This window comes from Mucilaginibacter sp. (genome assembly GCF_028287845.1).
In the GTDB taxonomy this organism is placed as follows: domain Bacteria; phylum Bacteroidota; class Bacteroidia; order Sphingobacteriales; family Sphingobacteriaceae; genus Mucilaginibacter.
The window spans coordinates 1-24,129 of the sequence record NZ_JAQBOW010000078.1; the positions used below are offsets into that span (position 1 = coordinate 1).

Below are 24,129 nucleotides of genomic sequence, written 5' to 3' on the forward strand. Positions count from 1 at the left end.
GAGATCGGTACGATGTATGACAATCCAAGCCCGGTTCCGCCAATAACGCCGTAGGTCATGTAAAGCCACCACAGCCCATGGTACGAATAGCTGGCTAAAAAAACCCCGCCGCCATACAGCAAGCCTCCGGTTAGCGCTACTACGCGGGGACCAACTTTTTTCAACCAGAGTCCCCCGAAGAATGACGCAAAGCCTAACGACATGATAGCAATAGTGAAAGTGAGCGTGACCTCGGAGATTGACCAGTGAAACTGCTTTGCAAGCGGAACGCGAAATACACTCCAGGCATATACAGCTCCCAATGCCATCTGTAACAGGACACCAGCAACGGCAATCCCCCAACGGTTAGACTTTTTCATTGTATTTTTTTAAATATTCTAAATAATTATTGGTGCCCCAGAGTGATTGGGTTATTCTTCACAAAACGCCGACATGGAAAACTCTTTCCGTTTTGATTCAACCCGAAATCGTTCTAAGCCAATACCTCCAACAAACCACACAGAGTCTCCATTAAAACGCATCTCAATGATTTTTGTGTTATATCGTATCCGTTTTTTTTCTCTTTCTGCTTAATTCAGGTAATCTTTCCTTTTGATAATTATTTTACTGACTTTCTCTTTGAACCAGCACAATTTGGAGTTTGCCCGATTCTTTTTATTACGGCCCTACAATTAGGGATTAGTTTTTAGCGGTTCTTGTTTTATTTGTTCTATTAGTTTGATGCTGTCAAAATTAAATTGACAGTTAACACAACATACAAAAAAGCCCCTTAAGCTAATGGCTTAAGGGGCTTTACTTTTTATTAAATTATTTATTAGTGAGCATACAGCTGATTAAAAAGCAACTTAAATGTGCCATGTGATTGACCCCTAAAAGTTATCTCTGGCCCGAAAGCATACAGTTTTCCTGAACCTACGGGTGCAGTAAATGCAGCAACGCCATCTTTTAAGTAAGCTTGTCCCCATGCCCAACCACTTCGTAATGGTTTATCATTTGGAAACCATGCGATAGGTACAACGCCCTTAGCTGCAGCATCGGCATCTAACTTAAATACCGGGCTATTTTCAAAGTTAATGTCGGCTTGTTTGTTCATACCCCAGGCAGCCGGTTGATCCGGATCAATATCCACACTCAGTATACTTCCAGGAATATAATATTTTGTTCCCGGCAATGGCACTTCTTCGTTTTTGTCATTTTTTTCAACCAGCGCATTATGAACAGGAAGCCCTAGTTGATAAGCCAAATTAGTACTTGTACCGATAGTAACTACAGATCCTCCTGCTTCTAAAAACGCTTTGATCTGCGGAACAGATTTATTGGCTGTAACTCTTCCAACCCATGGACGGAATTTTTCTGGTATAGAATCCAGCGACGTTGACTGGCGGCTAGCACTTGTGCCTCCTCTGCGGCCAGCACCTGAGGCTTTAGGAGGAATAGCTCCAGTAACAAAGATCAATACATCATATTTTTGCTTCAGATTGCCGGCATCAATATCCTGCGGATAAATTACACTACAGTCATAATGATATTGTTCCATTAACCAGCGTATCCAGCCCGAAGGAATTGATCCTCCATAAGTATCCCAAAGCCCAATACGCATTGATGAAATTTTTATCGCATCAGAAGGAAGCTGATCAGCAGCGGTTGCCTTAACACCAAAGGTTGCAGCATCTTTTTCTAATATTGATTTTGCTTTTTCTCCGGCCGAAACAAAAAAGGTACCGTTTTCTAATTTGCCTTTTGGCAAACGATAAACTTCAACCCCTGCCTTAAGCAAATCATTAACAATTATAAATGAGTTATTTACTTCTGAACTTAACAAATAGCCATTTTTAGCATTTGCAGCAATACCCTGCTTTGCAGGAGACTGAATTTCTCCATAAGGAATACGTTGAAATGGTCCGGTAAATGCATCCAGTATCCTATCAAATTGTACACCCATTTGATAAGCTAAGGTCCAGCCTGCCGAATCATAAGGTTTAATAGGGGGGCCACCCGGATAAAGAAAATCATTCGGGTAATCCTGCGGCTCAAACATATCTAACACATGGGGGCGAAATGCCTGATCTGTTTTAACAATATAAGAGCCCGCCGGATATTGTTTTCCTTCAACTGTAAAATCAGCAGTCGCTTTTTGTACTTGAATGCCTGATTTAATAAGCGCGTTCATAAATTTAACCGCAGTAGGAAAATCTGGTTGGCTTGCAGAAAGAATATAGCCTCTCGGATCGCGTAATTCAGGATTTTTTAATACCGCGTCAAAATATTTCACTGGGATATTAGGGATTCTTTCTCTGCCACCACCAGCGGCCTCGTCTGATACATCATCGCCCGCAGCGATGGTTTTTCCTTCGCCTTTTTGATAAGCTTGTGTAATCGCTTCAGAACGTTTAGGCGACAGTGTCCATGTATCTTTACTGCCACGTTGGATAGAGTTTTTACCCATGCGGTAAATATTGAAAAGAACCTCATCATGCTGACGGGCGGCGTAATCAAGCACCGAATAGTTAAGCGATACCGAATAATCTATAGATTGACGGAAATGCCATACGCCTTGTGGTAAAATTGGATTTGGTGTTGCACCATTCGGAATAAGACGCTGCGGAACAACCGGAATGCTTTGAGGTGTAGGCCCGCCAATAATTTCGGTTAATAAACCTATCATGTTGTGAAATTGGGTGGTGGTACGTAAACCGCCATTATACCAGGTAGAAAAAGTAGAACCGGTAAATCGAGTAAATCCCGGCTTATTTTCTAAATTAAGGCGGCTATACATGGCAGCACCAAGTGCATCAATTCCGGTAATCATTAACGGATCAAATACATAATTAAAAGGATCACGATATGGTGGCCCGGCAAGCACAGAACCGGCAGGACCCGCCTGGTGATGGTTATACATAATTTGCGGAAACCATTCCAGGAACAGTTGTTTGCTCATATTAGTACTTTCCTTAGTATTCGTCATATAAAAATCCCGGTTGTTATCATGCCCGATATATTTCTCATATAACCTAGGGATATTAAGGTTCCGTTTTTTAGGATCAGTTTCTCCCATGTACCAATTAGAAACAAGGTCCATTCCATCCGGATTGGCATAGGTCATTAAAATAACTACGTTATTTAATATGCGCATCGTTTCCGGATCGGTACGGCTTATCAGCTGATACATTGTTTCTGTTAATTGCTGTGCTCCAACAACCTCTGTTGCATGTAAACCACCGTCAATCCAAACAATGGCCTTACCTTTAGCAGCTAAAGCCAACGCTTGCTGATCTGTAAGACCCTCTGCATGTGCCAATTTTTGCGAAATAGTCTTATACTCCTCCAGGTTTTTAATATTCTCCGGAGAAGAAACGACAAGCGTATATTGATGCCGGCCCTCTTCAGTAAGGCCGATATCAATCAATTTAGCTCTATTTGATGTAGCAAGCTTTTTTTCGTATGCCAGGGCTTGAGTATAATTTGCAAGCTTATAATCATCACCTATATTAAAGCCAAAGAAACTTTTTGGCGAAGGCACTGTTTGTGCCACCGAAACAGAAACATATAGCCATAACACTATACTTAATGCGTAACAATTTTTAATTTTCATAAAATAAATTTTTTATAATAGTTTTCATAAAATATGTTTAATAATACAACTATGGTATTTTCACTTAATTACCTAGAGTATTTTGATAATTAACACCGTAAAACCTCCTTAATTACGGGCGAATTATGTATGTTCCGTTTCATAGTTTAATTTATTGGTTTATAGCTATTTATTTAGTAGTATATAACTGGTTAAACTCACTTTGCAGCAGTTGTCTATATCAAACCAGGCAAGGCTTTTCAGCTTAACTATTAATTTATCTAATATTTAAAGCAGAGCTATACCTAATTTATCTGTAGAAAAAATCAATTTGACATTCCTGCTTCTGTTACTAACAGCAATAACGCACGTTGGGTAGCCAGGTAGCCTTTATCATCTAACCACCATTCGCTTAAAGCATGAACACCACCCGATTTTCCTCCACTACCAAGCGTAACTGCCGGAACGCCTTTTGAAATTGGAATGTTTGAATTTGATGAACCTACACCTAACTGCGGTTCTGCATGTACAAAACTTGTAGCAGCAATTGCCCGCTGTACAAATGGCAAATTCGGATCTTCTAAACCGGATGGGCGATCTCCGATCAATTTTATATCAACCGTAAGAGGTGGGCCCAGGTGTTTCATTCGGTTCTCTTCCTGTAATCCTTTTTGAACGGCATCCTGAAGTAACTTGTCAATTCCGGCTAAGCGTTCGGGGCTTTCTGATCTCATGTCTACTTCCATCCATGATTCAAATGGAATTGAATTTACAGATGTACCACCGCCTACAACGCCTACGTTATAAGTAACACGCACACCTTTTTCAAACGCAAATTTATCAGCATCTAAAACCCAATAATGTATGGCACGAGCCATAGCATTATGTGGATTGGCCAAACCAAATGCGCCCCAAGAATGACCTCCCAGACCTTTAAAAGTAATCCGGTAGCGATGCGAACCCAAGCCACGGTGTGTAATCCGGTTTATATCAGTACCGTCAATAGCTATATAAGAATCAATTTTTCCCGGGCCTTTATCACTAAAAAGGTTTTTAACACCCCGCAAATCCCCCTGCCCTTCTTCGCCTACCGCCCCTACAAATAATATATCGGCATCAGTTTCTATGCCGCTTTTTTTAACCGCTTTAAGTACAGTAAGTACCATTGCCAGTCCCCGGGTATCGTCAGAGATTCCGGGTGCATATAAAGTGTCGCCTTTGCTTTTTACCGTAACATCTGTCCCTTCGGGAAAAACGGTATCCATGTGGCCCTCAAGTACAACTGTTCTTTTACCTAAACGGCCCTTTCGCTTAGCAATCACATTCCCTACATTATCAATCCATACAGAATCAGCGCCGGCAGCTTTCAACAATTCAGCATATTTTGTTGCACGAACCATTTCTTTATAAGGCGGAGCAGGTATTTGGGTAAGCAACAGATGATCCTGTAACGTTTGCGGCTGCAATTCAATAATGGCTTGAAATGCATTTTTTATACTTTCTTTATTCCCAATAATGCTAACCTCGCGGCTATATTTTTTATCTGCGATAACCAGTTTTTTCGTTTCCGGAGTATCTTCCTGGGCATATAGTTCCTGTTGCAAGCCTAGCATTAATAAAATCAAGACTAACTTTATCCACTTTTTTTCAAAAAATTTCATATCTATCATTTTTATTGACTCTTAAATCTTGCTCCTACCCTGCAATCACCCGGTTCGCCACGCGCTTCGTCACAAACATTATTATAATAGGAAACTATTCGCCTGCCGTCTGTTAAATTCAGTATAAACTTAAATTCAAAATAATCATTTACTGAAACTGAACCTAAAGCAATTCCGTTTATAGTTGCTAACTGTGCTGCTGTAAAGGTGTAAGTTTTAGGAAATTGAGTAACCGTATCATAAAGTTTATCTGCCGCCCCCACCAGACATGGAAGTGGAAACTGTGCGATATTTGGATACTGGTTTCCGGGGTAAGATATTACTATAGGGTAAGCCGGAACGCTTGATTCTGCTTTATTAAAGCTGGCGTAAACCTCTATTGATTTTACCGGCGCCGATAAGCCATTAAAATCAGTCCAGTTTAAAGTATAAGAAAACTGTTGATTAGCGACGGCGGGATCTTTTAAATTAAAGAAAACGACTTTACCTGATTGCCTTGTTGGCAATGCTGATTTTGTGGTGTCAATAGTAACAAGTGGAACAGCTGTATAAGTATAGTTCTCCCATTCGTAATGAACCTTTTTACAGCCCATCATCCCTAGTAAAGCAAATGATAAGACCAATATGTATTTTTTCATAACTAATTTTTTATGTTATAATATTTCATTTATAGCTAAATTATGTTGGTGTTAGTCATCCGGCTATTTATCCCAAAACACAGGAGTAGTCTGCTGTGCAGTTTGAAGCTGACTTCCATTTGTGGCAAAAAAGGTATTTGCAGACAACTCTGTTTGAGAATAAAAAAGCCGAAGCGGGAATACGTTAAGCGGTGATAAAAGTGCACGTAAAACCGGTAAACCTGTTCGTCTGTAATCATTGTATTGTTCCATACCATTGCCAAAACAAGCAATATACTTTTGTGTCATTACCAGGTTTAATTTGCCGGCAGCATCTGTCGCATCATATTGTGCAAGTAACCTGTTCACATAACCAGTTATTGTTGCGGCAGGCATTACAATACCTCCGTTTGCCGCTGCATAAACACTTATACTGCTTAAGTTGGCGGTAACTGCATCACTAAGGCTTTGCCTGGCATCATCTCCTGTATTTAATGCTAAAGCGGCTTCGGCTCTAATAAACTTAACCATGGCATAGGTAATTAATGGTGTAATGCCCGCACCTGTGCCATCTGTAATTGTCACTACCTTTGTTGAACCTGTAGCGCCGGTATTTGTAAGGTAAAGATTGGTTGGCGGTAAGTTATTTATCGGAGCATTGTCATACAAACCACCTGCCGGATAAATACCAAAAGTTGACCGAACGGCCTGATCAGCAGGTCCCCCTGTACCATCGCCAGGATTACGTCCATAATAACCATTACTATTGGTTGTATTATTTAAGCCTGATGTAGTATTTTGCCTGAAGATAAAATATCGCAAACGAGGATCATCAAGACCAAACATTAAATCCATGAACGACTGGCTTTGATAGAAATTTTTACCAGACGTGTACTCTGACACGTGCCATGGATGACGATTGACTGGATTTGTACCTGACCCATATTTAAAAGTAAAATCAGTTGAATTGCTATTAATTAACGGGCCTGCAATTAAAGTTTTAATGGCCGCCGTTGATCTTGCGGGGTCAACCAAACGGATCTGGTTATACATTTTTAACTTTAATGAATTAGCCATAGCAATCCATGAAGCTTTAGTACCTGCATAGAATACATCCGAGCTGCCTGGAACCAAAGTGGTTGCAGTAATTTTGTTTGCATCCGTAATACCATCATCTAATAAGGTAAGCAGCTTTTCATAAACTGCCGCGCCGCCTTCTAAAGCTGGGGCGTTATTCTGCTGCCCTAATTCAGCTTGCGAATAAGGTATATCCCCCCACATATCAACCATTAAACTATATATATAAACCTTCTCAAACTTAGCAATAGCTACATAGCCCCATTGCTGCTGCGCGGTTCCGGTGGTTATAATGGCTTCTATGTCATTCAAAGTTTGGCTATAAAGCCCATCCCACGAACTGCTAAAATCAGTTCCCGATTCTTGATAACGGGTTAAAGTAGTTGAAGCAATGGTGTGTTGCATAATGGTAGATGTACCATTTATTATTCCGGTAAGATTACCAGCCATTGATATTTCAGTGGAAGGTAATAATAATGCTAACTGTGCCGATGTGGGGTTGTTAGGATCTTTGTTTATGTCTACAAATTTATTGCATGAGCTGCCCGTCAACAATATAATTGTCAGCAGCAAAATGTAGTTTTTATATCTTAATTTCATAAGTATATCTGATTTAAATGCCATTGATTTCATATGTTTAAAAGCTTGCTCTTAAGTTAAACCCAAATCTTCTGGTTGTTGGAACAACAAGGTTATCATAACCTTGAGAATTGCCTACACCATTTGAACTCACCTCGGGATCAAAATTTGTGTATTTAGGAAAGTTTGGTGCATAATACCATAGATTTCTGCCGCTTATTGAAATAGAAACCGCTCCGAATGGAGTCTTTGTCAAAACGCTCTTTGGTACCTGGTAAGCAAGGGATACCTCACGCAAACGAAATACTGTAGCATCAAAAACAGAACCCTCAGCTACACCACCCGGGCCTAATCCACCTTGGTAGAAATAATCCTCATAAGACATGCCTACGTTATTAGGTATTTCTTTACCGTTTGCATCAAGCAATGGTTTTAAAGTATTCACATTACCTAATACACCAGGAGAAACTATTTGGTATTCTCTGTTTTGTGTGTCTTTAGTTACACCACGGGCCAGCATATTGCCAACAGTGCTGGAATATAGGGCTCCGCCCTTTTTCCAATCAAATAACACGCTTAATGAAAAACTCTTAAAGCTAAAATTATTTGTAATGCCCAATATAAAATCAGGATTAGGATTACCTATTGCTTTTTGAGCAGGTGAAGTAAGTGGTTTTCCGGTACTAGGATCTATCAATATATTACCGGCATCATCCCGCGCATAACCAGTGCCATATATTTGGCCGTAAGGTTGGCCAACAATGTGTACAGAACCCCCATAAACAAATTGCTGGTAACCCCCTAAATTATTAATGATGTTTCTGTTACGGGTAAAATTGGTTGATATATCCCAGTTAAAACCGCCGTTAGTACGTATAGGCACCAAATTAAGCCCTACCTCGATACCACTATTTGTAGATTTACCTAAATTAAGTATTTGCGAGGTATAGCCTGTTGAAGGAGCCGCAGTTACTTCAAATATTTGAGAAGTACTCTTTTTATTATAATAAGTAAAGTCTAAACCAATACGATTATCAAAAAATTGCATTTCTGTACCTAACTCCATTTCTGTAATAAATTCAGGCTTTAAATTATTGTTGGTAAGCAAATCGGTTTGAGTAACCGTGTTAAAAGTTTTACCGTTAGCTGTAAAAGGTGTGCCTATACCGCCTGTGGGTGAATTAATAAGATAAAATTCTGCTGTTTGGTAAGGTGTTGCTTCATTACCAACCCGGGTATACCCAGCCCTTATTTTACCAAAATTAAGTACGTTATCGGGTATTTTTAAGGCTTTAGAAAACACGAATGAACCATTTGCACCACCATAATAATAGGTCCTGTTGTTTACAGGCAATGTTGAAGATATATCATTACGGCCTACTAAGTTTATAGAAAGATAATTCTTGTAGTCAAAGGTCATATCTGTAAAAAACGCATAAAATCGTTGTTCAATAAAGTTTCTATTATTTGTTAATTGTATAGGTGTAATAGAGCTTGTATTGGTTATGGTATTTAAGTCGGCAACAATTATTCCGTCACCATAAAAAGCTGTCCGGCTTGTTAAACGCTGATTAATATTATTACCTAATATCCATTTTAAAGACCAATTTTGTGAGAGCGCTTTGGTGGCAGTAACCAACAAAGTATTGTCAAGTTCCTGGCGATAAATATTATCTACAGTGATACTTCCTGGAGCATAAGAAGCTGCACCTTTTCCTCTAACGTCTATCCGTCTGTCAGTATATCCATTAAAACCGGCACTGTTTTGAATATTTAACCATGGTAATGGGTCAAATCCTATCACTAAGTTTCCATAGTAACGATCTACATTACTTGTTGAAACACTATGCTTAACAGACCAGTATGGGTTATTAACACCGGTATAATCATACACGTTACTACCATCTATTGGATTTTCATAAGGATTGTGTGTAAGGTCATAACTTGTAGGGGTATACATTAAGGCCGACATGATAGAGCCGCTACCACCAATGGGAGGTGTTGTTTGATCTGTCTGAACATAATTGATAGAGCCGCTTACATAAAATTTATTTTCAAGCTTGGCGTTGCCACCCAAATTTATTGAGGTACGGCTAATATTATTATTTGGAACTACACCGGTATTGCTACTTCTGGATATACCAGCCGTAAAGTTGCCTTTTTCGCTACCTGAAGAAATGGAAAGGGCATTTTCAAATAAATTTCCTGTTTGAAAGAAGTCTTTTACGTTACTCTGAGCATAAGATTTATAGGGTATCTGGATAGGTGTTGTACCATCCGCCTGATAAAACTGCGGAAATACCGCCGAACTAAACGTACGGGTTAACTGTTGCGGAATAGTTGCACGTGTTGGAAGCATACTTGAAACACCCGGAAAAGGCTGTCCCCATGATGCATAAACACCCTGCCTGTAATCGTTATTAGTTCCTTGTCCGTAACTGGTTTGATAATCAGGCAAACCAGAAACGTTTTCAACAGCATAAGATGTGCTGTAAGTTATTTCTGTTCCTTTCCTGCTCTGCTTCTTTCCAGATTTTGTTGTAATTATAATAGCTCCGTTAGCGGCCCTTGAACCATATAGCGCCGCTGCTGCTGCACCTTTAAGAACAGTCATGCTTAAGATGTTGTTTGGGTCAATATCATAAGCGCGGTTAGTAACGGCAGCAGCGCCAACGCTGGTTGTACCAACATTTGCAAAGCTTGAGTTATCAAATGGTATACCGTCTACAACAAATAAGGGTTGGTTGTTTCCGTTAAGGGAAGAATTACCCCTGATAGTAATATTTGTAGCACCACCTGCGGTACCACCAGATGAAGCAACGTTAACGCCGGCAACTTTTCCTTCTAACGCCCTTAATGGATCAGCTTCAGATTTTTGAGCTAACTTATCGGCATTAACTGTTGTTACAGAATATCCTAATGAGCTTTTTTCCCGTTTTATACCGGCGGCAGTTACCACTACTTCACTAAGCGATTTTGAATCATCCACAAGTTGAGCATTAACCACAGAGGTATTACCTACTGCTATTTCCTGCGTTTTATAACCTATATATGTAAAAACTAAAACACTTCCATCACCCGGAACAATTAGTGAATATTTTCCATCTATATCTGTAGCTGTACCTTTATTGGTGCCTTTAATTAATACGTTAACTCCCGGCAAAGTAGATCCGTCTGTCTTTGATGTTACTTTTCCTGTAATCGCACGTTCTACAACATTTATTGATGTGATGGGTATTGCTTTATCTGAAGTTGGCTTTTCATCCTTTTTTAGAATAATATAGCCGCTATTATCATTTACGGTATATTTTATATTTAATTTTATAAACAATGCATTTAAGATAACACCCAGTTTCTCCTGGTTGGCACTAAGAGTAACTTTAGTATTAAGTGGTATCATACTAGAGCTGTAAACAAATTTTACATCCGCCTTATTCTTTATATTACTTAACGCCTCGTTTAGCGTAACATCTTTTACATTAATTGATAATCTTTTATCTAAAATCTGTGCATAATCAGGATTTGCGAAAGCTATACCCGATAGCATGGTCAGCGCAATAATTTGTAAAACTGATATTTGCATAAGCTTTATAAAAAAGTCCTTTTTCCTTTTCCTACATTTTTGCATATATTTGTTAAATTTTGTTGATTTTATGATTGAATGAGACAAAAAAATCCCTTACCCAACAATGGGTTATTCGTAAGAGAATTAAGGGGGCATTATACTGCAGAGATGGATTCAGCATCTCTGCTTTTTAATTTAGTGAGTTCTTGTTTAAATCATAGGCAATTATCTTAGTTAATTATTTTAGTTAGTTAGTTAGTTAGTTAGTTAGTATACTTTTATCCTTTAATAATATAACGCTTCCGTTTATTTCGCAATCAATATTAAGCGCCTCGCTTATCATTTTCATTGTATTTTTCAATGATTGATCTGTAAAATCAGCAGTAATTAGATTATTGTATATTTTAGAATCTTTTACAGTAATGGATATACCAAACTTCTTTTCAATTCGCTTTAAAACATTTCCTATCCTTACATCATTAAACAACATATCGTATTCTGTCCCTTTTGTAAGTGCCGTAACATCAAAAACAGGTTTTACTACTTTAGTAATAACATTTTTTAATGGTGAGTATACTGCCTTTTGATAAGGATGCAAAGTAATTGTAGTGTTTTTTGAACTTAAAAAAACGCGCCCTGTTAAAACATTCACCTCTATTTTATTATTTGCATGCCTGATATTAAAGCTTGTACCTAAAACGCGGGTAGTTAAGCTGCCGCAATGAATAATAAAGGGATGTGCTGCATCTTTAGCTACCTCAAAAAGCGCTTCACCTTCCAGGCTAACAGTTCTTACAGCCCCTTTAAACTTTACTGGGTAATCTAATTTACTATCCCCCTTTAACCAAATAATAGTTCCATCTGAAAGTATTTTTTTGGTAATATGGCCCGATGAATTTTTAATTGAAGCATATTGTTCAATATTGAACACATCCTTAAGCTTGGCCCGAAAAACAACTACAAAAACACCAAATAAAATAATACAGGAAGCAACCTTTAAAAAAGGATACATACGTATTATCAATGCAGGGCTTTTTTTTACAGGCTTTATATGTTCGATTAATCGCTTGTATGTTTCTCTTTTAGAGTTGTTCCGTTCTGACTTCGGAAGATTATCAAATGCTGTAGAATCAGTCAGATGGTCAAGCATCATCTCAACTTTGCTTTTTTCCTCAAAATCTAGTTGATCTTTTAGATACTGATCAATTAATTTATCAAACTTTTCCTGCATTTATTACAACAATATATATGGTTATATATGTAAGTCAATTAACAAGGTCGATACACCTAGTCATTTATCTGATTTTTTTAAAAAAAACTCATTAAATGATCTATAATTGCAAATAAAGCACCAATAAAATATTAGTATAGCACTAAAACAGCGAAAATAGTGTGACTAACTACAAAAAAAAACCACTTAAAGTTGACCTTAGTTGCTTTAATGCCTTGGTAAGATGATTTTCTACCGTTTTATGAGAGATATTTAACAGATCGGCTATGTTTTTTATAGATTGGTGCTCATTTCTGCTCAATCTATAAACTTGCTGGCATTTATCAGATAATTTTGAAACTTCACTTTCAATCAAATCTTCTAAATCTACCAGGTGCATATTTTCTTCGTTTGAATTATCATATAATGATCTTTCAAATAAAATATAACTCGCAGCATATTTTCTTTTTACTCCTTCGGACCGGATATAATTTAAAACTTGAAATTTAACAGCTGAAAGCAAATAAGCTTTTAGTGAATTTGTGATAGACAAGTCCTCACGTTTGTTCCATAATGAAAGAAATGTTTCCTGAACTATTTCTTCACAAATCATTTTATTTCTTAAAATATTGTAGGCATAACTATAAAGAATTGACCAATTGAGTTGATATATTTGCTCAAAAGCAGATATATCTCCCTCTTTTAAACAAGCGAGAACACTTTCTTCGTTATATTTAGAATATTTTTTAATATTAATATAATTTTAAGATCACCTAATCGTAAAATTAAAACTTTTATTTATAAAAAACGTATTATTATCTTAATAATAATGAAATATATTCACCAAAATGGCGTTTTTAGCATCAAAAAAATTAAATTAATTGCCTATATTGAAATTTAACCTAAAAAATTAAATAAAATCAGACCTTTTTTTCCAAAAAATCAATTAGTTTTTGAAAATAAAGCAATTTACTGCCTTTTGCTTTTTTTTCTGTAGAATTAATGTGCGGGTTGCTCCCACCATGGGGCTTAACAAAGAAAACAACGCTGATCCAACAAATACAGAGCTTCTAGATACGATAGTGCAGCATCAATTTAATTAGATTCTATTATAAAGAAACTAAACAAGAATGCAAGGTCAAATAAATAATTATCTGGCCTTGCATTCTTGTTAAAACCATCCAAAAAACATCAAAATGGCATCAGGAATTCGAATCGTATTCCTCTCTTTTCCGTTGGATCTATTTGCCCGTCATCAAAATGCTATTGATACCATTTATAATACCATTTGTGCCAACCAGATCATACAAAATCACTTCGGCAGTATTTCCGGCAGCATTGGTAACCTGTAACGTACTTTTAGGGCTTACGGCCAACGTTAATGTTTGGCCATTCAGCGTAGTTAGGGTTGCCTTCCCTTTACCTGCTGTGAGTGCTTTAATTATATCAGCTTTAGCATAACGCCCGGTAACTATATGGCTTTTTAACAACATAGTAAGCTTTGCTGTATCCTTGGTTAAACTATCTAAACGCCCAACCGGAAGGTTGCTGAATGCAATATTATTTGGTGCAAATATGGTATAAGGCCCACCTGCTTTTAAAACAGGTTCAAGATTGGCTGCCTTTATAAGCTGTGCTGCTGTTGAATAATTGGCATTACTTGATAAAGCATTAATTACATCGCCGGTAGGCTGTACAGGGGGAGTTATAGCAGGTGTTACTTTTTTTGAAGTGTCTGGTATTTGAGCAAATACATGATTTGCAGTTACACTTATCAGAGCTGATAAGCCTATCATTACAATTAACTTTTTCATGTTATTCATTATTTAGTTTAACTTATTATTTAGTAGCACTTTCCCTATATCGCTTACTTTTAAATGAATATCCATGAATATATATTTAAATAACTTAAACAAGTTTCAATTGTTTTTACATATTGGTTTTTACGTAACTATTTATAGTAAGCAACTTTAATTCATGCATTTACGTAAAAAAAATACATAACATTTTTGTTACATGAAGGCATATTTATTATTCTTTTTATTAGTAACATTAACGTACCGGGGTTATTCACAATCATGTGCGACCCCTATTGTTATTGATTTTTCAAAAACTGCTGACACCGCAGTAACTATCTCCGGGAACCGAAACGGAAATTGCTGTTCAGGATCAAACTGTATAAGTTTTACTGTTAAAGTTAATCCATCCACAAGCCTGATCAATTTTAATAGTAACCAACTAGCCGCGTCCGGCAATTATACCGTTAATTGCGGGCCATTAACTCCTATCGGAACGCCGGTTTGTATAAGCGGGTTAAGTACCATTCAAATATCATTTTGTAAACCCGGCAATAATTATATAGATTATACAATTACTGCTATAAAGGGGGCTTCAACATCGGGTAATATTAAATTAAGGCAGGGGTGTACCGGTACAATGAGCGTTGCGGGTTTATTGCCGCTTGCTGTTACATGGACATCCATCTATCCGGGTACAACCGGCACCTATAACTCCTATTTAAGCCAAACATCCGGGACCAGTGTCAATGTTACTCCCGCGGTAGGGGCTCCCGCGTATATAGATTATAAAGTGACCGGAAGTGTAAGTGCAAATTGCCCCGGAATGGAAAATGATACCGTCAGGGTTTATACTTTTTCGCCGCTTGCTATTAATATAATGCCATCTAACCCGCTAATTTGCCCGGGAACCGCGACCACATTAACGGCAACACCAAACGGCGGAAATTCACCCTATACTTATTCCTGGAGTACCGGTGAAACCACCCCATCAATAAATGTTAGTATAGCAGGCAACCACACCGTCTCTGTGAATGACCAAATAACCAATTGTGGGCCGGTTATTACACAAACGACGGTAAGTATAATTATGACGGTAGCGCCAACTGCATCTACGGCAGCCATTTGTTCAGGCAATACAACAACACTTACTGCAACAGCTCCCGGTGGCCCGTACCAGTGGTATAATGCCACTGCCGGTGGCATTATATTGTCTGCAAATTCAACTTATTTAACTCCTGTATTATCTACTACTACTACTTATTATTTACAAACAACCAATAGCGGTTGCATCAGCTCAAGAACACCCATAACAGTAACTGTTAATCCGAACCCATCAAAACCTAATATTACTCCTTAATAATCTTATTACTTAAGTAAGATTAAAATCTAAACCCGGCCGCTAAATAAAGCAAGTTACCATCGGGTGATGGGGCGTGGCCCAAAACCGCAGACAATATAAATTTACTATAAGGCGTAATAAACAAACCGCCACCATAAGCATCATGTATGGTACTTGATGTTTCGCCGGGAAGCCAGACACGGCCGGCATCATTATAACCAATCAGTCCCAGCGTTCCCGGGAACAAGTAAGCATTAAATTTAAATAGTTTTAACCTAAACTCAAGGTCATTAAATACCATTTGCCTGCCAATAAAACGGCTTGTATGGTATCCTTGTAAACTAAACGGACCACCCAGGTTCATCATTTGAAAAAATTCGCCATTGCCAGTAAACGCACCGGCACCCATACGATCAGCAATTACAAATACAGAATCTTTGCCGGGATTTAAATAAAAACTAAATGTAGAAAGTATCTGTTCGTTGGTGTGCCCACTTAAATTAATACCGGTTAAACCGGTAATTTTGGTATTCCAATACACACCCTTTGTGGGATATGTTTTGCTGTCGCGGGTATCATATTCAGCGCCAAAAACCATACCGCCATATGTTTTAGTTGCAAATAAATTATCGCCGGGGTGAAGCTGGTTGTACTCATTAAAAAAATGATCGGTATTATTATCAGCTTTACTGGTGTAATACTGACCAATTAATCCTTCACTTATGCGCCATTTTTCGCTTTGCTGGTAAAGCCGTACATCTGCTATAATATAATCATACCTGTTACGGTAATAATTAAATGTTTTTGCTCCCTGGTTTACAAAAACAGATTCATTACCAAAACCAAAAAAGCTATTAACATTACGTGGCCCCCGGGATAGTATATTTATAGCCAGACCATTTTTATTGATAATGTTTTTAAAATCGCCTAAATAAGTAAATATGAATGATTTTTTAGATAAAGTATATCCTACAGAAAAATCCTGCTTGTAAATGTAAGGATCATCTCGAAAACTATGTTTTTCAATAACATAGCCCACTTGTAGCCTTACCCCGTCTTCTGTATTATAACCTAAGCCGGCTTTGGGCGATGACCGGTTGTATTTAAAACTCTCTTTATCATATTTATTAACGTTGGTATCTTTGGATGTAGCTATCCTGGCATATTTATCAGAAGGCAAAGTGTTTTTCTCATCAGACCGGTCATAGATGAATAGTTTATTTCGATCATTCAGCGAACTATCCACTACAAATTTATCCTCATCATTACCACCAATCATTCTTACGGTTATTGGCGATGCTATATTACCTGTTACCTGAAATACATCTTTCCCGCCCATCCCATACAGCCTTATTTCTTTAGTAACCTCCGGATCAAATGTACGCTGATAAAAGACCTTTCCTAAGCTATCATCCTTTTTGATTTTATAAATGGTTACATTAATCTTTCCATCCTTTTGTTGATCAACCGCAAACTGTTCTCTTTTATCAGAACCAGGAACGTCAACATTTTTGGCTAAGAACCGATAATATTCCAAGGCGTTCTCTTTAATATTATTGCGCCGTGCTATAAGTTTTTCTGTGGTTTTTTTACCTACAAGCGTATATATGCCTGCAGGCATTAATTTTACAGCGCTCGCAAGCAATTCATCAGTCAATTTACTTTGCACATATGCGATTTGCTCTTCCCAATCCTGCTCATTTAACTCATTCAGAAAGTACAAATCGAAAAAACGCGCATTGTGATTCCATTTACCAATATGTTTAATTTTATCGCCAAAGGGTTGCAGCTGCGGATTACTGCCGGCTGCAAACCAGGGCAAAATTCCTGATGTGGTATAAAAAACCTTATCCCTGTCCTGCGGAATTGGTTTGTACAAATTCCCCTTAACGGTATCATCTTCTTTTTCCCAGCGCCATTGTTCGCCGTGCCTGTCCCAATCGCCAATTATCATATCCAGCAACCGGGCGCGCAGCAATAGTTTTTGGTCGGTTTTGTTATCATTATCCTCCAGTAATTTATCCTGTATCTTATCAGTTTTAGATGCTTTTTTACCATCCATTGGCTCCATATCTTCAAACAGGTAAACCTGGTTGGCAAATCCTTTACGGTATTCTCCTAACGCCGGATCATCGGGTACATAAACTATTTGCGGGTTGGCATGCGGTATTCCCAAAGCTTCGGCCAATGGCGGTACAATTAATGCCGAATATGGATTTGACGTAGAAACTTCATCCTGTACAACGTCTTTTTTTATGGTATGTCTTTCGTCTTTAGGTAACGCTTTTTCAGGATATTTTTGAACAGAGCGCAAAGCATATTTATGACCCGAAGTATCTTGTAAATGCAAAGAGCGCGTTTGGTTACCCCCGCCTAACTCAGTTATAGTTAAGCCGCCCTTTTCTTTTCCCAGGTAAAACACTTTCATGTTAACCGGCAATGCCCAAAGCTTACGGTAATTTTCGCCAAAAAATAACCTGCGCTGCGGGGTTACATGATCATATTTGGCATGGGGGGCCGCTTTAATGCTGTCGTTACTATTTTGTTGTGCTAAAACAGTTGTGAAGGTTACAGTTAAAAATCCTGAAAGAATAAAAGGAATACAGTTTTTATAAGGTATGTTTAAAAGCATGGGCTATGTATAAAGGCTATGTATAAGTATCTTAAACATAACACCATTGTACATAAATTGTTAGCAATGCTATATTAATAAAGGGTTTAGCAATTGAAATTCTTAACCGGAAAGCTAATCGCTAAATACATTAGTTAAGTTAATGCTTACTCTTAACGCTTTTAAGCCGGTAACGCCCTGCAGATTCTCAAGCTCAATAAATTCAATATCCTTTTTAAGGCTTTTATCTTTTTGGAATTGTTTTATTAAAGCAATGTATTCATCGGCTTCGACATTATTAAAATACACCAAGGCAATTTTGCCGGGCTGGGTTAATCTTTCTTTGGTGTTTTTTATGTGTACTTTATCAATGCGCTTTTTTATAACCTCATACCTAATGTTATAATAGCCTTCTACATCAAAACGCCTTTCATCATTTCTAAAACAAATATCTATCTGGTTGGAGTGTACAAATATCAGCGACGCGGTTTGTAATGGCACCGGCATCTTCTCCATTAACGCGTTGGTAAGCCGGGCAACATCAATCATGGCTTTTAATTGCCAATACCTAAAATCTTTTAAATGTTTATCACCAAAAGGTATTTCGGGTGTTATATCCTGGCCGGTATAAATATCGTACTCTATGCCATCCGATCTGAACTTTTCGAAATAACATGGATATATTTTTTGAAGCTTCCCTTGTGCCTGGTCAAAATAGTTGCTTAACGTTTTATTAATATGCTTAATTGAGGTTTCAAGCTCGCGCCGATTCTTAAAGGTTTCGCCGGTTTCATCAATTGATTTGGTATAAGTATTTATCAGCTTTTCACCTGATGGATATTTCTCTATCAAATTAAACAGATAAGGAGTTACAACACACTGAAGAAAATCTTTAAGCATGGTCTCATCATTTGCCTTTTCAAACTCCTTTATCTTTTTAATCCATAATGTTTGCTTGCTTAATAAAGCGGAAACTATACGTTTATTACTGATTTGAATTTTCAGCTCCTTAACCAGTGTATTTAATACATTTATTAATGTACCGATATCATTTTTTAATGCCCTGTTATGATATATTGTCGAGTCTCTTATATCAATGGCACCATACAAAGGATACAAATTACGAAAAGAAACAATCTCTATTTCAGGCCTTTCGTTTTTCTGTCCCTCAAAAAGATAGTGCCATGCAGCCTCATTAAATTTCCATTGTACCGATGGTTGAAGCGTGGTGAATTTGGTTTTTATCACCTCTTCCAGCTTTTCATTTAATTGCTCGGCAGTATTATGTAATAGTTGTGATACTAAGGGTATAGCAGCTTGTATTTGCGATAGCAGTTTTTCATAAAACAAAACCCGTTGTGCAGCATATATTTCTAAGATGCCTGCCAGGTGCTTATTATAAAAAACCGGCAGTATAGCATACGAAGTAATACCTGCTTCTTTGAGCGCTTTTAAAAAAGGATATTTTGAAATTTTTTGAGCCGATAATGTATTAAAAAACATAGCTTCCGGTTTTTTAATATAGCTACTGATAAAATTATTAAAAGCGTCTCCCTCGTCCTGCTGATTTTTCCTGGTTTGTATTAATATGCTGTTACAGCATTCCTGAGTATCAAAAATCAGCCGACCGTTTATCCTTAAAAAGGGCAGCAACCCAAAATTGATAACAGCATTACCTGCAAGTGTTTGTAATGAATTGATAACTTCTTTATACAAATCATTCTGACCCGTATTATTTATTAATGCAAGGCGGATAGTTTCAATAGAATGTTCTGCGGTAATATCTTCTATCGTAATTACCGAAAAGCCTTCCATGCTAAACATATTTAACGGGATGATATTTTTTAACAGCATAGTATCGGCCCCCTCATAAATGAAAGGTTCTATTACTTCGGGATTTAACTCGGGCAATGGTTTGTTGTGGGTAACATCAATAAACCTGGTATCAATATGTACACGATAGTATTTGGTAAGGTTTGTTTTAACATCCGGCAATGCATAAACACTATCATTAATCAAATCATCAGGAAAGTTATAAAGACGTTGTAATATCAGCCTGTAAATAAAATTTAACTGATTTTGCTTAAACTCCTTATCACTTAAGCGCGCTTTTTTATCCTGCTTATTTTGTTCTTTAACCAGCCCGGAAAAAGCGTCTGTACTAAAAACTATTTTAGCCCCTGCCGGTGTGCCCAGTGCCCAAAAAAGCGTTTTTTCATCATCAATAGTGGGTGAAAGTATAGTGTATACCAGCTCTAATATTTCGACATACTTTGCTGCATCCTGCGGCTCAATAAAATCTGTTTTTAAATTGGGGTAATTTTTAAATTTATTTAAAACCAACTGGTAAAATTGAGATTTAATAGTTTTTTCAACCCCGATACGATTTTTCAGGTATTTGATAAAGGGCTTAAAAGACAAATGCTCTTCGACAAAGTTTTTAATATGCAATTGCTCCCTAATATTTATTACCCTGGTATGCATGATTAAAAAGTTAAACTAAAATTAATATACGGATAAAATCCTTCTTTAGAATAGCCTCCTTTAAACTGAAAGAGCGCCATATCCGATGGCGAAAAATACATCCCGCCGCCAAAACCGTTATGCCATTCGTTAGAGGGTTCGTTCTTTACCCATACGCGCCCAATATCATAAGCTGCAGTAAAACCAAATTGGCCGGGTGTAATGTATGGAAAAAAGTCGCTGAGCTTTATCCTTGCTTCTAAGTTATTATACATCATTTGCTGTCCTGCAAACCTGTTTTGCTTAAAACCGACAAGGTTATTATCCCCTCCTAAAAACATCGATTGGTAGAAAGTTGTTTGCCCAAATGTTATGCCACCACCAAGCCTTTCAGAAATCACAAAGTTTGATTTGGTATCTACACTTTTATACAAAATTGCCTCGGGTATGGCCTGGAAAAAAGTATGGGTAGAATTACCCAAGCCGGCATAAGCCTGCATCCTTACATTAACATATACGCCCCAATCAGTAAGTACCTTGTTGTTGCGTTTATCATTTGTATAAGTTACTACCAAACCCACATGCATTTTATTTTTATTAATGCTGGTGCTATCATAGCTATGAACCAATGAGGTATTATCAGTAAGATGCGGGTCATTGTTTGTAATAGAATGATAGTATTGTATTGATGGACCAATTCTTAAACTGGTAGTACCTGCCAGGTTTTGAAACCGCAATGTTGCATCGGCTGTATAAAAACCAAAACGGGCACGGTAGTAATCCTGGTATTCGCCGGCTTTATTAAATGCCGTTTGATTACCCAAACCAAAAAAATTAATAACCTCCGGAAATGCCGCTTTAACAGCTATTTCAGCATCGGCTTTACCAATAGCATTCACCCAATCGCCGGTGTAGCTAAAGTGTGTTGATCTTGTACCAAACGTACGGCCCAGCATTACCTTTTGCGAGCTGCCGGGATCTTTTCGAAATCCCTGGTGAATATATTTAAAGCCCGCGTTGACATACAAACCCTCATCAAAATTATATCCTAAATTAAATAATGGCAATAAGGTATTATATAAATTGGTAGGAACGTAAGCTATATTAGAAGTATCGTTTGATATATGTTTATCAACCATACCTTGCGCAGCGCCAATAAAAGTGGCAGTATTTACTTTTTCATAAATATTCACTTTGGGGCTGGCGTTTACAATATTATACTGTTTATGGCCATTACCCCCAATTATCCTCACTTTTATTGGTGATGTTTTTTTGTCGATAAAAACACTATCGTCGCCTTTGGATATATATAGCCTCACTTCTTTAGTGATCTTTGGATCAAATACCCTTGAGAATAAAATGTTTTTTCTGCTTTTTTCTGCGGATACAGTGGTTTGTACAATCAGGCTACCATTAAGCGTATCCCGGATAGAGAATTTTTCGCTCAGGTCCGTTGCCTTAATATCTACCCGCTTGTTAAAAAAACGATAGTATATTTCGGCGGCATTAATTAAGCTATTACGCCTTTTTTTCATTTGCGCTAAAAGCTCTTTATGTCTTATACGATAAATAGCCAGCGGCATTTTTCGTAAGGCATTTTCTAAAACGTCATCGGTAAGTGCCGCTGCAAAGCTGCGGGTTACCTGCATCCATTGCTCATGGCCTATCTGGGTCATGAAACGGGTGTTCAGCGTATGATCATTATAATAAAAATCATTTATAGATTTAGACCCTGCATTATACCCCTTTAAATACCGGGCAACCCATTCTCTCGATGCAATTTTAGGTACTATACCCTGATTGGTAAAAAACACTTCAGACCGATCATGCGGAACGGCGGTAAAATATCTTACACCATTACGTATTTTAGCCTGCCAGCGCCACTGATCCTCGTGCTCATCCCAATCGCCCAGGAACCAATCAAGCAACCGTGCCTTAAAAAACTCGACGCTGTCAATACGGTTATTAAAGTTAGCATTTAAAAGCTTTATCATATTACCTGTATTTATCGAGGTGTCGCTTCCTGGTTCACGCTCATCTATCAGGCAAATTTTGCCGGCAAATTCTTTTTCATAATAACCCAGGTGTGTATCAGGAGCTACCCAGCCTATGGTGGGGTTGGTATGGCTCACTTTAACCGCAGCAGCCAGCTCGGCAGCTATAACGGCGCCAAAAGGATATTGTGCCGACATGGCATCTTGTAACCATGCTTTGGCAAAGGTTTGCCTTAAAGCCTGAGGAAGTAAAATAAGCGGATACTTCTCAATACTGCTCATGATATAACTTTTACCGGCGGCATTTTTTAACAATAATGATTTAGTTTGGTGCGTACCACCAAATCCTACCGGTTTAAGGCCACCCTGGTATTCGTCTATTTTTATAATGGGTAAAGTTGCCTTTACAGACCATTCTTTACGGTAATTCTCGCCATATATGATTCTGTGCAGTTTACCCACTTTATCAAACGATGGGTGAGCCGCAATGGTAATGCTATCTTCTTTTATTTTTTGGTCGCTTTTCTCAACCGGGATATGCACCTTAATAAATGGCCGGTTGTGGGTAAATACTTTTTTAAATACGCTATCCTTAGCTGTGTTGGCATAATAAGTAAACTTCATGCTTTTATCTATCATCAGGTCAACCGTTACATAACCGGCTTCTTTTAAAGCGAATAAAGAATGTTTGCCTTTTTTTACAACCGCCCGCTTTGCACCGGCCCCGCTTACAACCTGCATTACTCCACCATCATTTATAAATTGCAACCCATGCTCATGGCCCGAAACGCGTACAACGTTCGAGTCCACATTAAAAACACGGTTAATTTCTTTGATCATGATCTTATATAGTGGGTGACCGTTATCTTCGGGGTTATCAAAAGTGCCGCGCAAAAGAGGGTAAAGTGCGCCCAGCCCAGGTAACGGTATGTACAAGCTTTCTTTAACAGATGTTAGCGGGAACAAATAATCCTGCCATATATAGCTGCCGCCATGGTGCCCATAAGATTCAAAGGGATGATGATCTGCCAGGATAATGATCTTGTTGCGGTTTTTATAAAGCAACTCTCTAAACCGATCTATAACTTCCTCATTGGTTTTACACTCGCAGTCGGCATCAGGATTATCTTTATTATAAATGTACAGCCACCATTCCGAATCAAACGCAATAATTACCATGTCATCATTAATATTTATCTCTGTAGGGTCGGGACAACCCTTGGCAGGAACCATTTTTAACAATGAATCTTTTTGCTCCAATAAATATTCGCCCTCGCGTTTTATTTTTGATAAACCTTTGGGGCCCATCCTATCCCAATCATGATTGCCGGGTAAAAAATATACAGGAGCCCCTGCCGCACGCATGGGCTGGTATTGCATCTGCAGTATTTTTTTTGTACTCTCTTCTTCTCTACTTCCCGGCAGACCCATACCTATGGGATAAATATTATCGCCCAGGTATAATACAGAAGTTTTATTTTTTAAAATATTACTTACAGCACTTTGAAGCACCCCGTTTTGCTGTTTACCCATCTCGCCTGCATCACCTATTAAAATAATACGATAACGAACGGAATCCTGGGCATATGTTATAAATGCGGCTAATAATAAGGGTAATAATAAAAGTCTCTTCATCAAAAAAA

13 protein-coding genes are annotated in these 24,129 nt (G+C 37.9%); 1 reads left to right on the forward strand and 12 read right to left on the reverse strand.

What is annotated here, in order from left to right; genetic code table 11:
• The 9 genes from JWP71_RS07380 to JWP71_RS07420 all read right to left on the reverse strand — a co-directional run.
• A partial coding sequence (locus tag JWP71_RS07380; RefSeq protein WP_366143525.1) for an MFS transporter occupies nucleotides 1-359 on the reverse strand: 359 nt, incomplete at its 3' end.
• A 455-nt stretch (nucleotides 360-814) separates the two neighbouring features.
• Nucleotides 815-3,592, reverse strand: a complete 2,778-nt coding sequence (locus JWP71_RS07385) for a M14 metallopeptidase family protein (RefSeq protein WP_299498262.1) — start codon at nucleotides 3,590-3,592, stop codon at nucleotides 815-817.
• Nucleotides 3,593-3,897: 305 nt separating this feature from the next.
• Complete coding sequence (locus JWP71_RS07390; RefSeq protein WP_299498264.1) at nucleotides 3,898-5,232, reverse strand: M20/M25/M40 family metallo-hydrolase; 1,335 nt, start codon at nucleotides 5,230-5,232, stop codon at nucleotides 3,898-3,900.
• A gap of 11 nt (nucleotides 5,233-5,243) precedes the next feature.
• The gene (locus JWP71_RS07395) at nucleotides 5,244-5,870 is read right to left on the reverse strand and encodes a hypothetical protein (protein ID WP_299498265.1); all 627 of its coding nucleotides are present in this window, start codon (nucleotides 5,868-5,870) and stop codon (nucleotides 5,244-5,246) included.
• Between the two features lie 63 nt (nucleotides 5,871-5,933).
• Nucleotides 5,934-7,526 (reverse strand): SusD/RagB family nutrient-binding outer membrane lipoprotein, encoded by a 1,593-nt coding sequence (locus JWP71_RS07400; RefSeq protein ID WP_299498266.1) that lies wholly within the window; start codon nucleotides 7,524-7,526, stop codon nucleotides 5,934-5,936.
• 37 nt (nucleotides 7,527-7,563) lie between these two features.
• On the reverse strand, nucleotides 7,564-11,088 hold the full coding sequence (locus JWP71_RS07405) for a SusC/RagA family TonB-linked outer membrane protein (protein ID WP_299498267.1): 3,525 nt from the start codon (nucleotides 11,086-11,088) through the stop codon (nucleotides 7,564-7,566).
• 241 nt (nucleotides 11,089-11,329) lie between these two features.
• Entirely contained in the window at nucleotides 11,330-12,301 is a 972-nt protein-coding gene (locus JWP71_RS07410) for a FecR domain-containing protein (protein ID WP_299498268.1), read from the reverse strand.
• Nucleotides 12,302-12,470: 169 nt separating this feature from the next.
• Nucleotides 12,471-13,037 carry an RNA polymerase sigma-70 factor gene (locus tag JWP71_RS07415; protein WP_366143526.1) on the reverse strand — a complete coding sequence of 189 codons (567 nt, stop codon included), beginning with the start codon at nucleotides 13,035-13,037 and terminating at the stop codon, nucleotides 12,471-12,473.
• Nucleotides 13,038-13,521: 484 nt separating this feature from the next.
• Nucleotides 13,522-14,094: a fasciclin domain-containing protein gene (locus tag JWP71_RS07420; protein ID WP_299498269.1), complete on the reverse strand. Its 573-nt coding sequence runs from the start codon at nucleotides 14,092-14,094 to the stop codon at nucleotides 13,522-13,524.
• Between the two features lie 202 nt (nucleotides 14,095-14,296).
• Here JWP71_RS07420 and JWP71_RS07425 point away from each other — a divergent pair, with 202 nt between their 5' ends.
• Complete coding sequence (locus JWP71_RS07425; RefSeq protein WP_299498271.1) at nucleotides 14,297-15,436, forward strand: hypothetical protein; 1,140 nt, start codon at nucleotides 14,297-14,299, stop codon at nucleotides 15,434-15,436.
• Between the two features lie 22 nt (nucleotides 15,437-15,458).
• Here JWP71_RS07425 and JWP71_RS07430 read toward each other — a convergent pair whose 3' ends face one another.
• The 3 genes from JWP71_RS07430 to JWP71_RS07440 form a co-directional block, all read right to left on the reverse strand.
• Nucleotides 15,459-18,050: a BamA/TamA family outer membrane protein gene (locus JWP71_RS07430; RefSeq protein ID WP_299498273.1), complete on the reverse strand. Its 2,592-nt coding sequence runs from the start codon at nucleotides 18,048-18,050 to the stop codon at nucleotides 15,459-15,461.
• A gap of 114 nt (nucleotides 18,051-18,164) precedes the next feature.
• Nucleotides 18,165-20,513 carry a GAF domain-containing protein gene (locus JWP71_RS07435; RefSeq protein WP_299498274.1) on the reverse strand — a complete coding sequence of 783 codons (2,349 nt, stop codon included), beginning with the start codon at nucleotides 20,511-20,513 and terminating at the stop codon, nucleotides 18,165-18,167.
• Nucleotides 20,514-20,515: 2 nt separating this feature from the next.
• Entirely contained in the window at nucleotides 20,516-24,121 is a 3,606-nt protein-coding gene (locus tag JWP71_RS07440) for a BamA/TamA family outer membrane protein (protein WP_299498275.1), read from the reverse strand.
• Nucleotides 24,122-24,129 lie beyond the last annotated feature (8 nt).

What these genes read in the sequence shown, in the direction of transcription:
- JWP71_RS07385 (WP_299498262.1), bottom strand. Translation starts at nt 3,592, where the DNA reads ATGAAAATTAAAAATTGTTACGCATTAAGTATAGTGTTATGGCTATAT.
- JWP71_RS07390 (WP_299498264.1), bottom strand. Translation starts at nt 5,232, where the DNA reads ATGAAATTTTTTGAAAAAAAGTGGATAAAGTTAGTCTTGATTTTATTA.
- JWP71_RS07395 (WP_299498265.1), bottom strand. Translation starts at nt 5,870, where the DNA reads ATGAAAAAATACATATTGGTCTTATCATTTGCTTTACTAGGGATGATG.
- JWP71_RS07400 (WP_299498266.1), bottom strand. Translation starts at nt 7,526, where the DNA reads ATGAAATTAAGATATAAAAACTACATTTTGCTGCTGACAATTATATTG.
- JWP71_RS07405 (WP_299498267.1), bottom strand. Translation starts at nt 11,088, where the DNA reads ATGCAAATATCAGTTTTACAAATTATTGCGCTGACCATGCTATCGGGT.
- JWP71_RS07410 (WP_299498268.1), bottom strand. Translation starts at nt 12,301, where the DNA reads ATGCAGGAAAAGTTTGATAAATTAATTGATCAGTATCTAAAAGATCAA.
- JWP71_RS07420 (WP_299498269.1), bottom strand. Translation starts at nt 14,094, where the DNA reads ATGAAAAAGTTAATTGTAATGATAGGCTTATCAGCTCTGATAAGTGTA.
- JWP71_RS07425 (WP_299498271.1), top strand. Translation starts at nt 14,297, where the DNA reads ATGAAGGCATATTTATTATTCTTTTTATTAGTAACATTAACGTACCGG.
- JWP71_RS07430 (WP_299498273.1), bottom strand. Translation starts at nt 18,050, where the DNA reads ATGCTTTTAAACATACCTTATAAAAACTGTATTCCTTTTATTCTTTCA.
- JWP71_RS07435 (WP_299498274.1), bottom strand. Translation starts at nt 20,513, where the DNA reads ATGCATACCAGGGTAATAAATATTAGGGAGCAATTGCATATTAAAAAC.
- JWP71_RS07440 (WP_299498275.1), bottom strand. Translation starts at nt 24,121, where the DNA reads ATGAAGAGACTTTTATTATTACCCTTATTATTAGCCGCATTTATAACA.